Source organism: Parageobacillus galactosidasius, from assembly GCF_002217735.1.
In the GTDB taxonomy this organism is placed as follows: Bacteria; Bacillota; Bacilli; order Bacillales; family Anoxybacillaceae; genus Parageobacillus_B; species Parageobacillus_B toebii.
In genome coordinates, this window is record NZ_NDYL01000002.1 from 701647 (window position 1) to 714979 (window position 13333).

Annotated in this window: 8 protein-coding genes, 8 tRNA genes, 7 pseudogenes and 1 other annotated feature; of the genes and pseudogenes, 8 read left to right on the forward strand and 15 right to left on the reverse strand. The window is 40.4% G+C overall.

The features are described from left to right. Positions 1-115: 115 nt before the first annotated feature. Positions 116-697: pseudogene (locus B9L23_RS12940) on the reverse strand (GNAT family N-acetyltransferase). 377 nt (positions 698-1074) lie between these two features. Continuing rightward, positions 1075-2241, reverse strand: coding sequence for an IS256 family transposase (locus B9L23_RS12945; RefSeq protein WP_089097823.1), 1167 nt, complete (start codon positions 2239-2241; stop codon positions 1075-1077). A 141-nt stretch (positions 2242-2382) separates the two neighbouring features. Here B9L23_RS12945 and B9L23_RS20525 point away from each other — a divergent pair, with 141 nt between their 5' ends. From B9L23_RS20525 to istB, 4 genes and pseudogenes are all read left to right on the forward strand, one after another. Continuing rightward, a complete protein-coding gene (locus B9L23_RS20525) occupies positions 2383-2535 on the forward strand; it encodes a hypothetical protein (protein ID WP_169712547.1) in 153 nt (50 codons plus the stop codon). Between the two features lie 175 nt (positions 2536-2710). Beyond that, positions 2711-2956, forward strand: a complete 246-nt coding sequence (locus B9L23_RS21795; protein ID WP_245842415.1) for a Cthe_2314 family HEPN domain-containing protein — start codon at positions 2711-2713, stop codon at positions 2954-2956. 86 nt (positions 2957-3042) lie between these two features. Then, positions 3043-4245 carry an IS21-like element IS5376 family transposase gene (gene istA, locus B9L23_RS12960; RefSeq protein ID WP_081133373.1) on the forward strand — a complete coding sequence of 401 codons (1203 nt, stop codon included), beginning with the start codon at positions 3043-3045 and terminating at the stop codon, positions 4243-4245. Beyond that, positions 4242-4850, forward strand: a pseudogene (gene istB / locus B9L23_RS12965) (IS21-like element IS5376 family helper ATPase IstB); the annotation flags it as partial. The gene istA and the pseudogene istB, both read left to right, overlap by 4 nt. Before the next feature lie 823 nt (positions 4851-5673). Here istB and B9L23_RS12970 read toward each other — a convergent pair. The 4 genes and pseudogenes from B9L23_RS12970 to B9L23_RS12985 all read right to left on the reverse strand — a co-directional run bounded on the left by B9L23_RS12970 (position 5674) and on the right by B9L23_RS12985 (position 10152). Further along, positions 5674-5964, reverse strand: coding sequence for a hypothetical protein (locus B9L23_RS12970; protein WP_169712569.1), 291 nt, complete (start codon positions 5962-5964; stop codon positions 5674-5676). Positions 5965-6245: 281 nt separating this feature from the next. Then, complete coding sequence (locus B9L23_RS12975) at positions 6246-6791, reverse strand: AAA family ATPase (protein WP_171699516.1); 546 nt, start codon at positions 6789-6791, stop codon at positions 6246-6248. 47 nt (positions 6792-6838) lie between these two features. Further along, positions 6839-7321 carry a GNAT family N-acetyltransferase gene (locus tag B9L23_RS12980; protein ID WP_089097825.1) on the reverse strand — a complete coding sequence of 161 codons (483 nt, stop codon included), beginning with the start codon at positions 7319-7321 and terminating at the stop codon, positions 6839-6841. An 83-nt stretch (positions 7322-7404) separates the two neighbouring features. Next, positions 7405-10152, reverse strand: a pseudogene (locus tag B9L23_RS12985) (dynamin family protein). A gap of 390 nt (positions 10153-10542) precedes the next feature. Here B9L23_RS12985 and B9L23_RS21140 point away from each other — a divergent pair. Further along, positions 10543-10728 (forward strand): annotated as a pseudogene (locus B9L23_RS21140) (amine oxidase); the annotation flags it as partial. Here B9L23_RS21140 and B9L23_RS12995 read toward each other — a convergent pair. Further along, positions 10729-10956: pseudogene (locus B9L23_RS12995) on the reverse strand (alkaline phosphatase); the annotation flags it as partial. A gap of 44 nt (positions 10957-11000) precedes the next feature. Between B9L23_RS12995 and B9L23_RS21440 the strand changes: the two are divergent. Further along, positions 11001-11135 carry a hypothetical protein gene (locus B9L23_RS21440; protein WP_281255494.1) on the forward strand — a complete coding sequence of 45 codons (135 nt, stop codon included), beginning with the start codon at positions 11001-11003 and terminating at the stop codon, positions 11133-11135. Here B9L23_RS21440 and B9L23_RS13000 read toward each other — a convergent pair. The 8 genes from B9L23_RS13000 to B9L23_RS13035 form a co-directional block, all read right to left on the reverse strand. After that, positions 11136-11209: transfer RNA gene (locus B9L23_RS13000), tRNA-Arg, on the reverse strand. A 276-nt stretch (positions 11210-11485) separates the two neighbouring features. Continuing rightward, positions 11486-11556 (reverse strand) — tRNA-Gly (locus B9L23_RS13005). A 5-nt stretch (positions 11557-11561) separates the two neighbouring features. Continuing rightward, positions 11562-11635: transfer RNA gene (locus B9L23_RS13010), tRNA-Cys, on the reverse strand. A gap of 6 nt (positions 11636-11641) precedes the next feature. After that, positions 11642-11713: transfer RNA gene (locus B9L23_RS13015), tRNA-Gly, on the reverse strand. Between the two features lie 3 nt (positions 11714-11716). Beyond that, positions 11717-11791 (reverse strand) — tRNA-Gln (locus B9L23_RS13020). Positions 11792-11838: 47 nt separating this feature from the next. Next, positions 11839-11909 (reverse strand) — tRNA-Trp (locus B9L23_RS13025). A gap of 213 nt (positions 11910-12122) precedes the next feature. After that, a tRNA-Pro gene (locus B9L23_RS13030) sits at positions 12123-12199 on the reverse strand. A 3-nt stretch (positions 12200-12202) separates the two neighbouring features. Then, positions 12203-12279, reverse strand: a tRNA-Arg gene (locus B9L23_RS13035). Positions 12280-12613: 334 nt separating this feature from the next. Further along, positions 12614-12713 (reverse strand) — a sequence feature (23S ribosomal RNA rRNA prediction is too short). Positions 12714-12724: 11 nt separating this feature from the next. Here B9L23_RS13035 and B9L23_RS13040 point away from each other — a divergent pair. Together B9L23_RS13040 and B9L23_RS13045 are read left to right on the forward strand one after the other, a co-directional pair. Continuing rightward, a pseudogene (locus B9L23_RS13040) lies at positions 12725-12916 on the forward strand (UPF0236 family transposase-like protein); the annotation flags it as partial. 14 nt (positions 12917-12930) lie between these two features. Next, a pseudogene (locus B9L23_RS13045) lies at positions 12931-13233 on the forward strand (UPF0236 family transposase-like protein); the annotation flags it as partial. Between the last annotated feature and the right edge of the window lie 100 nt (positions 13234-13333).

A 13333-nucleotide genomic window follows, 5' to 3' on the forward strand; every position in this document is an offset into this window, starting at 1 on the left:
AAATTTGCGCTTCAAATAAGTTATATAACTTACTAGCCACGTCTTTCTGCATACTTGGGAGGACGTGGCTATATTGATTTAACATGCTGTGTATAGAAGAATGTCCTAATCGTTCTTAGTTGAATAAAGGATTATTCTTTTTAAACTCATCCCATTCCTCACGAAGAATACCCATCCGAATGGAATCATCGTATTCGCCATTATAGTAGCGGCATTTTCTCATTCTACCTTCTAATCGCATTCCCAATTTTTCCGCGCATCTGATCATGCGTGGATTTCCAGACCAAGTCGTCAGCCCCACTCTCTCGATGGTTAAATTTTCAAAGAGATAGTCAATCCATAAAGATAATGCTTCCGTTCCAAATCCACCATTCCAATGTTCGGGAGAATATATGACGATTCCCATTTCAAGCCATCGTGTACGTTCATCCTCCCAGTAATAGCTAACCATACCTATAATTTGACCTTGATGTTCAATAATCATTTAACTTGGTACATCCGTAACATTCATTTTTTCTTCCATTCTCTTAGAAAACTCTTCAAAGGTACAAAATTCAAGTGGATAATAAGGAGCATCGTACTTTTTCCATTCTGGATTCTCCACACCGTATATCAGGTTATACAGAATTGGCAGATCATCGTGTGTTGGTGTCCGCAGAGATACTCTTTTTCCTGTCAGCAACAACTTTTGCAACATATATCCATCCCCTATCTTACAGAATTCAACAATCCATGCTATTATCCCTTTTCTAAAAAGAACAAAAACACCCCGTACACCTAAGTAATCAGAAAGACATGGCAAAGGTGACGAATAACTTCCGTCACCCTAGACTGCCTTGTTTAACTATCGCATCCGTCAACTTAACAATTATAAATATTCTGGCAAATGATTTTTATACATTTCTAATGCATCGGTACCGTCAAGAATTTTGTGTAATGTAAGATAGATAGGGTATCTCAGAAATGGATTTGGAATGGATAGGGAACCGGTTTCCTTCACACAGGAGACTGAATATTCAGTCTCCTGTGTGGAAAGAGAGAATCCCCCTTATCTCATTGATTTACATTATTTGGTTAATTATAACGTTCTTCAAACATTCGTTGAAGGGCTTCATGTGCTTCGGCAAATCCTCGCAACTTTCGCCCTGCCCATTTCTCATTAAAATCTTGGATGGTCAAATACACGACTTTTTCAGCGGCTTCTAAACTACTCAAACTGTTCATCGGCTTTAGACGTTTCCGAATCTCTTTGATCGTTCGTTCAATGGCATTGGTCGTGTAAATCACACTTCGAATACTGCTTGGATAATCCATAAATGTAAGGAGGACATCCAACTCATTGGCCCAAGATTGAACTTCTCTCGGATACTTGCTGGACCATTTCGACTCAAACTGTTGAAACATCTGTAACGCAATCTCCTTATTCGGTGCGCGATAAATCAGTTTGAGATCCTCTGCCACTTCAAATTGATCTTTTTTCCGAACACGATTTAAGGTATTACGTACTTTGTGAACGACACAGCGCTGCACATCGGCTTTCGGATAAACGGCTTTAAAGGCTTCCTCCAGTCCCGGAAGGCCATCGAATACACCAAGAAGTACTTCCTGTAATCCTCTCTTGTAGAGATTGTGGAGAATCTCTTGCCACCCATAGGCACTTTCTTGTCCTCCTACGAAGAAGTCGAGAATTTCACGATACCCTTCTTCGTTTACACCTAACACGACATAAATGACCTCTTTTTCTACCGTATCTCGACGAAGTTTCACGTACAACCCATCCAAATATAAGACCGAATAACGCTTGGGTAGGGGGCGATTATGCCATTTCTCGATGTCTTCCCTTACCACATCCGTGATATGGCTAATCGTTGTTGGTGAGTAGGCATTTCCTAAAATTCGTTCGATAAACTTGCCAATTTCACGCGTACTCATGCCACTTTGATACATCTTGATGATGGCTTCCTCGAGCCAGCCGGTATGGCGTTGGTAAGGGGTGAACAACTGCGTTTGAAATTCCCCGTTTCGGTCTCTTGGAACAGAAAGGCCTTCGATACGACCATACTGCGTATCTAGGTTTCGATGGTAATAGCCGTTTCTTCTATTCGACGTTCCCTTCTGTTCAATTTCGAGGAAACTCTGAATTTCTTCCTTCATGATCAACTCTAATTTTTCCTTTACAAACTGACGAATGGCGTTTTCCAGTTGATTGAGCCAGTCTAAATTCGGTATACTTTTAGACATAGGTAGGGTTCTCCTTTCTCTAAGATTTTTGGCCAAATCAGAGAATACCCTACCTTTTTCTTTTGGTCTAGCCAAATTGTAAATTAGCACATTATTTCAGAATCCCTTTTTCAAATTATTTCAGGCGGATTCGGAAATAATGTGCAAAATTTTTGCGGATTGTTCCGGATTTTGCACATTCTTTCGGAACGTTTGCACGCTCTTAACGATATCATTCAAGCCATTACTCGGTTTGTCAACTACATCCACGAACGTCCGGAGGAAGTGCTGCAGCGCTTAGGGTGTGCAGGATGACTGAGAAGTTAACTCTTCATGTTGCATGTATATAGATAAGATTCAACTTGAAGTCGTAAAGAACAAATTCAATATCCTGGACTTCGATGAAGGTTATTATGGAATACAATTAAACTATGTTCTGCAAGAGTTCAATAACAGAGCGTTTGATTTAGTTAACAATTATGTAATGTTGATGTCTTACTATAATGCTGGGATACCGGATGAAGAGTGGTATATATCACCGGGTAAAGATGGTCAAAGCGTTCAATATTTTCCTCACTTTGAAGAAAAACATTATATACATCTTTACTGGTTTGGTTTCTATATGGAAAGTTACTACACAAGGTTCTTTGGAATGATTGATGCTGTGTATCATTTGATAAATGTAAAATACAAGTTTGAGTTGGAACCGAGTTTTGACTTTATAAGTAAATGTTAAAGCCGATGATAAAATCCCCAATATAGCCGGAATAAAATTCCCCACTTACAATAGAACCATAGTGTCAATGAGAGGAGCTATGGTTCATGATTACGAGAGGGGAATTTTTTATGATCAAAGAGATGTATGAAAGGGGAATGAGTATTTCCGATATTGCGAGGGAGTTGGGGATTGATCGAAAAACAGTCCGAAAATATATTCACTCTCCCAATCCTCCTTCCAAATCCAAGCGAAAACAAAGAAAAAGCAAGTTAGATCCATTTAAACCGTATCTTCAAAAACGGATGTTAGAAGATGGGGTGTTTAATAGCGAAAAGTTGTTTTTCGAAATTCGACAACAGGGCTATACGGGAGGAAAGACGATTTTAAAAGACTATATGAAACCTTTCCGAGAGACGGCGAAAAAGAAATACACCGTTCGTTATGAAACGCTTCCTGGCGAACAAATGCAAGTCGATTGGAAAGAAGTCGGGGAGGTCGTGATCGAAGGGAGAAAAGTCAAGTTATCGCTATTTGTGGCTGTGTTAGGCTATTCGCGGATGAAATACGCGGTATTTACGGTCAGCCAGGATCAGGAACACTTAATGGAATGCCTGATTCAGAGCTTCAAGTACTTTGGCGGGGTTCCGAAGAAGGTGTTATTTGACAATATGAAGACCGTTACAGACGGGCGAGAACAAGGAGTGGTGAAATGGAATCAACGATTTTCCGAATTTGCGAGTTACTACGGATTTATTCCAAAAGTATGCCGGCCTTACCGGGCCCAGACAAAGGGAAAAGTCGAACGAGCCATTCAGTATATTATGGATCACTTCTATGTAGGAACATCGTTTGAAAGCATCGAAGAATTAAATTTCCTTTTACATCGTTGGCTCGATCAAGTGGCGAATCGGAAGCCAAACGCCACTACCGGTATTTCTCCGCAAGAGCGTTGGGCTGAGGAGTCACTCAAGCCTCTTCCGTTGAAAGATTACGATACGAGCTATCTTTCCTATCGGAAGGTGCATTGGGATGGCAGTTTCTCCTACAAAGGGGAACAATGGCTCTTATCGGCGGAGTATGCGGGCAAAGAAATTCTGGTGAAGGAGCGATTAAATGGAGATATTCGATTGTACTTTCGAGGGGAGGAGATTTCTCACGTGGACCAACAGAAAAAAGTGATTTCATTCGCCGAAAAAATAAAAAAGAAACAGACGGAAATGGCCGCCACCATTTCGCCTGTTTCGGTGGAAGTGGATACTCGTCCATTGTCCGTTTATGACGCATTCCTGCGAGGGGAAAGCTCATGAAAGAACGAATACACGAGTATTGCCACCAACTCCATTTGCCTGTCATGGCGGAGCGATGGTCCGCCATGGCAGAATACGCCTCTACTCATAATATATCATATTCAGAGTTTTTATTCCGCTTATTAGAGGCAGAAATCGTCGAAAAACAGGCACGATCGATCCAAACGCTCATCAAGCTGTCCAAACTGCCGTATCGCAAGACGATCGATACGTTTGATTTTACCGCGCAGCCTTCGGTGGATGAGCGCCGGATTCGAGAACTGCTTACGTTGTCCTTTATTGACCGGAAAGAAAATATCCTCTTTCTCGGTCCACCGGGGATTGGGAAGACACATCTGGCAATTTCGATTGGAATGGAGGCGATCGCAAGAGGATATAAAACGTATTTTATTACCGCTCACGATTTGGTCAATCAGTTAAGAAGAGCCGACCAGGAAGGAAAGTTGGAGAAAAAGCTTCGTGTCTTTGTGAAGCCAACCGTTCTCATTATTGATGAAATGGGGTATCTAAAACTGGACCCGAACAGCGCTCATTACTTATTTCAAGTGATCGCCCGGCGGTACGAGCATGCCCCGATTATCCTCACCTCCAACAAAAGCTTTGGGTGTAAATTAGCACATTATTTCCGAATCCGCCTGAAATAATTTGAAAAAGGGATTCTGAAATAATGTGCTAATTTACATTGAAGCATCGCACCCACAGCCACCCATGAAGCGAGCTTCACCACAGATGATGGAAGAAATTTTATTTTTCCATGGATCAACGGATCAACAACATTCTTTAACAGTCACCTGTGTCGATGGATAAAATAACAGTAAAAGCTATCCACAGTTATTTCAAGGTAGAGGTGTGAGAGTGGAAGTGATAAAAACAAAAAATTCTGCGGATAGCAGGGCATTTCATTACGAGTCCTCTCTTACGATGTATAATCTATTGTTATCTAAGTCTAATATAGCAAACACAAAATTAACTGAGCCTCTGTCCAGCAGACATTATGGAAAAAGTAAAGTACGAACTAAAATGGGATGTTATAGTGACTTTAACCAATAGGAATCCAATTATTGTATAAAAGAGACTGATTACTACCAAACGAACACTTTTCGAAGAGTTTATGCTTTTTTAATATCCATCAATGACTACTCCTTCATTTATTTCACTAACTCAAAAATTTTCCCACAAGTTAAACTATTATAACAATATACAAATATTGTAAAATGATCGCCGCCTGTTACAAAAACAAAAACCCTGCTTCCACATGGAAAGCAGGTACTAACCAAACATTTTAGACCTAATATTGCCCCTAGTAGTAGATTTACAATTCCAAATAACTGTCAAGGCCATTTTATCATCGGCTTTAACATTTATTCCTATACATAGAGAAAGCCAGCATTATTTTCTGACTTAAAATTTAATTCCATTCCTTTGGTACTACGATAGTTTAACGTTGGAAGCTGTCATGCCCAGGATAATACCCGCCGTGACCATGATGATAGCCATGACCAGGATAATACCCACCATGACCGTGGTGATAGCCATGCCCAGGATAATACCCACCATGGCCATGGTGATAGCCATGACCAGGATAATATCCGCCATGACCATGATGATAGCCATGACCAGGATAATACCCACCGTGGCCATGATGATAGCCATGGCCAGGATAATACCCACCGTGGCCATGATGATAACCGTGACCAGGATAACTATCGTAACTTCCAATGAATTGTCTTTCCATTTTATATCTCCCCTTAACTGTTTTTAAAATAGTGTATGCGTCCATATTCAAAGAGGTATAGATTCTTGCCCATTATGACGCTTGCAAATTGTTGTTTTGATTATGGTTAATATCCTAATGTGTCACAGGAAAATAGCCCCTTTTTCACCTGACTTGCCCTGTTAGTTGAACAACTTTACTCCTTTTTGAATTAAAGCACCGTTATCCAACCATGAAGCAAGCTTCACCACAGATGATGGAAGTTGATTCGTTCTTCCATGGGAGTTTAACTAATTTTAAACTTTTGATTGTTCATAATTTCATAAATGATATTATCAATATCATCAGTAGTTTTTTCACTGGTATCGAAAATATATTTTTTATCTAATCCACATTCATTAAATTCATCAGCTAAAATTAAGCAGCGTTCACCCATTCTATGCTCTGGTTTTCTCATTTCGTCCCTTTTGATTAACGTTTCATTATCAGCCCATAAAACTACATAAACAACACTTACGTTTAAATCCTTTAGATTTTCATAAAGCCAAATTGCTTCTTGAGGAAAGGTAACATAATCCACCACGACATTATTCCCATATTTCACAAAATTTCTAACAAGGCTTAAAATATTATCCCAAATTAATGAGAGTTCTTCTTTACTTTCCCAAGGTTTTTTCCGCCCATTAATGTGCATATGACTGATGTAATCGCCAGAAATATAAGCACTATGACTTAATTTATTTGCCAGTTCTTTTGAAATTGTTGACTTACCAATCCCAGCGGGTCCTGATATTACATATACTGTTCTTACTTGATCATTTTTCATATAAATTCCCTCCCCCCTTTTTTATTTCGATAAAAACTTCTCTTGAACCTTTTTTATTTAATGTTATATACCATTGTCCAAGATGTTCCCGATGAACCACATTGTTTAAATCCGAGTTTCTTATAAAGTTGTACAGCCTTCATGTTATTTGGGTCAACACTTAAAGATAAGGATGTATAGCCATCTTTCAAAGCTTGTTCAAATAACTTTTTCATAAGTAGAGTGCCTATACCTTTACCTCTTTCAGCATCAATAACAGCTATCCCGAGTTCTGGAGTATGATCATCAACATATCCATATCCTTTTTGGTTTTCTTTGAATAAGCGATACCATGCAGCACCAACAGGCTGATTATCGTGAAAAGCAATTAAAGCTCTATCCCCTTTTCTCCCCCATCCTTCATGATATTTTTTAATATGTGGTGAATTTAGCAGTTCCTCTTTGGGTGGCTTATTTTTCGGAATATAAATAGCTTCATACATCATATCCAATAAAAATTCAAAATCATTTTCTTCTAAGTTTCTTATATGTAACAAAATTACTCACCTCACTGTTTTTAAAAAAACATTTTTACAACGAAAAAATCGGCCCCATGGACCGATTTTTTCGTTAAATCTCGCTATACTTGAAGAACTCTTTTTGCGGAAATGGCAATCCACTCGTATTGGCGGAGTTTCACTTCGAACAATGTTAGCGGATCGCGGTACGTTTCCGGATTCGATCTCATTTTCTCCAGCTCTTCTTCTTTTTCATTGATTTCTTTTTTCGCTTCTTCTACAGTTTGATTCAATACGTCAAACGGGTTTCGGAAGAAGATCGAAATATCTCGTTCCAATGCTTTCTCAAACAATTCGAATTGCAGAAGCAGCTTGTTCACAATAGATTCGGTAACGTCTAAATAATCCTGATTTTCAACAAACTGCTTGTATTTGTTATATAACATCGCATTGTTTTGCTGGAATGCTCCAAACAGCTTGCCGGCACTTTTCAATAAAATTTGATACGGTGTGCGGCGGAGAAAAATATTCACCTTCTCAATTTGCGCGCCGCTCGTCATCCGGTCTGCATCCCGGCGCCAGTCATCAAGCACTTTAAAGTCGCAATTCAGCTTAAGCCGCTCTTCCCCATACATCGCATTAAACCCATCGCATATTTCATCCAGGAAAGATTGACAGTGATGAAGTTCATCATTTGCCGTTAAAATCCATTCCTGAAGAGAATGATAAAGCTTAGGCAAGACCTTATCATTTACATAAGCATGTACTCTCCAGTTCATCTCATCATTTAGTTCAAGGTGAATTTTACGAAAATCACTGTCTTCTCGAATCAGATCAGAACTTTCTCGTAAAATTTTCGGAATATTTTCTGATAGATCCGATCTGATTTCCTCCAAGACTTTATGGAACGTTCTCTTGATAATTCGCGCTTTTTCTTCTTTCAAATCCGTTAATTGATGGATTGCACCACCTAGCTTTGTGACCATCTCTTCATTCCATTTAATCGAATCAGCCAGGCTGTTTTCCATTTCTGCCCGTTTATCCAATAAATGACTGATTAATTGACGAATAAAGATTAATATTTTTTCAATTCGATCGTCTTCCGCAATTGGTCTGCTCAAATTTTTCAAGAACTCGGCTAGATCATTTTGTTGTTTTCTACTTCTTAAACGTGATGAATAGGCAAACACCCGAGCCTGCGGAACATATGCCCGAACTCTCGAACGAGTGTCTTCAATAATTTCAGAAGCCTCTTGTTCATCATAAATTTCATCGATTTTATTGAGTAGAAAATGAATTGAAAGATTAGGGGCATATTCCCGAATCAGCATTAGGATCTCTTGTTCTTGTTCGGTAAAAGGATCGTTCGCATCAAGCACAAATAATAAACTGTCGGCAAAATGCAGATATTTTAGCGCTTCTTCCATATCATTACGGTCGCTAAATCACGGCGTATCCATAAGAACTAGCCTGTTTTCCTGCAAAATTGGCGATGGAAGAGAAAACTCCACAATCGTATTGTCAAAATCCTTATTCAGCCGTCTATCTACTGCCTCCTGGAATTCATGGAAACTTGAAAATGTGGTTAATTCTTCATCGGATATTTTTCTAATCTCCGTCTCATCATCCCCCTTAAATACAATAGCGGAAGATGTCGGAGCAGTTTGGATATTTTCTCCGAGGACCGAATTGATAAAAGCAGACTTCCCATTTCCGGAAGTTCCAGCAACAACTAAATGATGTGCTTCAAAATCAACCAGTTCTCGGATGATCCATCTGAAACGGTGACCTGGATCAACATGCTGCGCTTCCGCCCATTTTACGATGGAATCGAATAATGTAAGGCTGTATTCCAAACCATCTGTCTCATTGCGGGAATGGAAAATAAGATTTTCGGCAGCATTGACCACCTCTGAACTAATGCTGGATGGAAATTTCTCGCTCCATGCCAGTACCGCTGCAGAAGCAAATAAAGCATGAGAATCATCGGCTATTTTGAGCCAGTTCGTTAAGATGTTCGGAATAATCTCATCCAGTTCTCTAATTAAATACTTTCCATCGATCAATTCAAAATAAGTTTCCTGATAAAGTTCTGACAGTTCTTTCCAAGACTGCTCCCGGCTTGCATCCAGATTGAAGAAAAGGTGGTTAAATTCCCTGAGCCATGAAAAATAAGAGTGCCCGTTTTTATAGCTATTCCATAATGCCTGAACAATCTGTTCAAATCTTGCCTGATCCACTCTGTATAACACGACTAAGCATTTGGAAAAATAATGCGGTTCAAAGATTTTTGTTAGTCCTTGCTCTGCGTATGTTTTTAAAATATCAAACCAATGATCTGATTCTGTTCGGACCGCTTCATTTACTGCCAGTTCAATTGCGCTCTTCCAATCCTTGTGTTTTTCGAAAAAGGCGCGAGCAATATCAGTCACATTCGGGTAGTCCGGATTAAAGGATACTGCTTTTTTAATCACTTGGTCAGCTTTTTCAAGCTTGCCTTGGTCTATATAAAGCGAAAATAATTGCAGTGCAACTTCTGATTGCAAGACACTGCTTTCCGTATCAATGGATTTATAAATCTCTTCTGCTGTTGATAATTGCCCGATTTCATGGTAACAATCCGCTATATTTTTCTTCGCCCACGGTTCTAAATCATTATGAACGTTTTCCCATTTGAAAATAGCTGCTTCATAATCTTTGTGATGAAAATATACTTCTCCCTGGGCAAAACGGATGGTGGAGATGTCAGCTGTCTGATCTTTATGCCCGGCAAGAAAAGCTTCTCCGAGCACACGGACAGGATTTTTCTCATTCGCTTCCATCAATGTTTCATAAAATGTTTTTTTGATCAGTTGATTCTCTAACGTCATGTTTATCCCCCGACCTATATATTTTACATACCGTATTATATAGTTATTAAAACTTTCCTGTTTCTATCCTTAGATATTCTAGCAAACTTACTTTTGCAATAAAGTTTCAAATTGTTTTCATTTACAATACAGATTTTTATCATGGTGTAAAATTTCAGCTAAATTATGTTATTAATTGGATTGAAATGTAAAAAGCTGCATAATCCTCCTGAGAATACTGACAGCTGTTTTTCCATCATCAATTCTATTTTAGTAGCATCAGTATGTCCGATTTTTATAGATTTCTTGCACCAGAACCGAAAGAAGCAGCATGTATGCTGCTCCATTTTTGCATAACTGCACTTTCCTGCTGAATAAGATGACAGTAAGCCATCTTTTTGTCAGCTCACAAAAGAATTGGATAAATATTCGATGGACGCTTATTTGAGATACAACCCGTTTGGAGTTAGGTTATCTGCAGGCGCCATCGACATGATCAAAGTACTTCTTTCACTGGAAGGATTAGTGGATCTTTCTTTCCTAGAACTGTTACGTGAACTAATGATCTTGTTTACCCCTAATATTCGCTTCTATGAAAAATTTAATGCCTTTATCAATCATGCGTTTAATTTCTTTATCCGCAGCATATCCAAGTTTAATCCATTCTAACTTGCCGGCCCCGCCGTTTTCTGCGCTTGTTTGCATAAATTTCGCCGCATATAAGGTGTCGGCTGACAAATCACGCGGTTTATCAGCCACATACATAAACAGCGCTGTATATTCACCATCGTCTCCAAAGTAAGCGGTGCGCTCATCCGGCATTACATCATCATTTCATTGCCTATGCTTCGCTTAGAAGTGGGGGCTTCTTGGTAAAAAAGATAAAAAAAGAAGCGGCTATTGACCGCTTTTTCATTGCCCCCACTATCCGGGTTGTCTTCTTATCACTTTATCGCTTGCAATTACAACAAAAAGCCAGCCTTAACGGCTGGCTTTTTGCATAGCGTCCCAGGAGAGATTCGAACTCCCGACCGACGGCTTAGAAGGCCGCTGCTCTATCCAGCTGAGCTACTGGGACATGGTGTTATTATACTTATATTTTTAGCTGGCTGTCTCTTCCTCTACTAGCTAACTCAAGGAAGCGGGATGCGTCGAGACAACTTGCAGTGGATTCATAGATGTAATGCTCGTTGCTCTATCCAGCTGAGCTACTGGGACATAGAATTATTTACACTCCTATTTTTTCAACGGCTGCCTCTTCCTCTACCAGCTGGCTCAAGGGAAGCCAGATGCATCGAGGCAATGTTCTAACAGTTTTTAATGATATTGCGACAACTAGAAGTAAGAAAAAAAAAGCGGGTGATGGGAATCGAACCCACGACGTCAGCTTGGGAAGCTGAAGTTTTACCACTAAACTACACCCGCACAATTGGAGGCGGCACCCGGATTCGAACCGGGGATGAAGGTTTTGCAGACCTCTGCCTTACCACTTGGCTATGCCGCCAAGAAAAGCGGAAGACGGGACTCGAACCCGCGACCCCCACCTTGGCAAGGTGGTGTTCTACCACTGAACTACTTCCGCAATTGGCTGGGCTAGCTGGATTCGAACCAGCGCATCACGGAGTCAAAGTCCGTTGCCTTACCACTTGGCTATAGCCCAATGTATCATCATTTCATCGCTTGCTAAACTTCATTTTAAGGTTTATACAGGGGCAGTAGGAATCGAACCCACACCGGAGGTTTTGGAGACCTCTGTTCTACCATTAAACTATGCCCCTATATCATATCATTCAAACCGCTAAATCCAAAGGGAGCGGATTTACACTCCTCCAAGTCTATCCACTTCCCTATCTATCCCAAATAAACTGAAATACTTAACTTGCCGTTCTAATGGAATTTAAAACTCTACATGACTAAAGCCAAGAGTTTTTGTATTTACTCTAATATACATTATGTATAAAAGTTATGTATATGTATGTAAACTCTTCTCATGGTCGGGAAGACAGGATTCGAACCTGCGACCCCATGGTCCCAAACCATGTGCTCTACCAAGCTGAGCTACTTCCCGAAATGGCGCGCTCGAGAGGACTCGAACCCCTAACCTTCTGATCCGTAGTCAGACGCTCTATCCAGTTGAGCTACGAGCGCACATTACTTTATGAAGCGAAAGACGGAACTTAAAATTCATGATTCCTATCTTGGCAAAACGGCGTTTTATCACTAAATTACTTCTATTTTATATATGTTCATTCCTTCAAAACTAGATAACCGTCTGTTTGGAAGAAGCCGTTTTGCGTAGGCGGCCTACGCTTTTCCGTTGTCTAGCTCCTAGCGTCCTCCGCTTTTCGCTTTGTCCAGCTCCGGCTCACAGCGCCTTGCGGAAAATAACCTTCCTCCGTCGACATGCAAGCATGTCTCGTCGGAAGAACATTTTCCTTTTGGCGCTAAGCGCTCGCCTCCGCTTTTCCGCTTGGTTAAGTCCTCGATCGATTAGTATCCGTCAGCTCCACGTGTCGCCACGCTTCCACCTCGGACCTATCGACCTCGTCATCTTCGAGGGATCTTACTCGCTTGACGCGATGGGAAATCTCATCTGGCAGAGAATCGAGATAAGCGCCGATACCACTTGAAAGACAAACGACGCACCACGATTCAAACCCTGTTTGGCGAAGTCACCTTTGAGCGAAACTACTATTTAGACCGAGAACAAAACCGTTACACGTTTTTGCTTGACTCCTTTTTAGCGTTTGATGGATCGCAGTCAATCAGCCACACCATCAAACAGGAGGAGAGAGTCCTATGAATATTCAACAACATCTTACCACAAATTCGTTGACATGGAAAGAGATCGAACTTGATTTGTTTCGAGCCTTGCAAAACACCTTCGCTGAGCTGTTTACGGCTCTGTTGGAGGACATCGACCGACAATTGGCGGAAACTCGGGACAAGCGCCGGTACCACTTGAAAGACAAACGATGCACCACGATTCAAACCCTGTTTGGCGAAGTCACCTTTGAGCGAAACTACTATTTAGACCGAGAACAAAACCGTTACACGTTTTTGCTTGACTCCTTTTTAGCGTTTGATGGATCACAGTCAATCAGAACTATATGATACTATATTTTACTGAATCTATCCTATTTTCAGCAAAATATAGTTAAGGCGATTCATCTCCCACTTACTCCGCTTCGCTTCGTTGAAG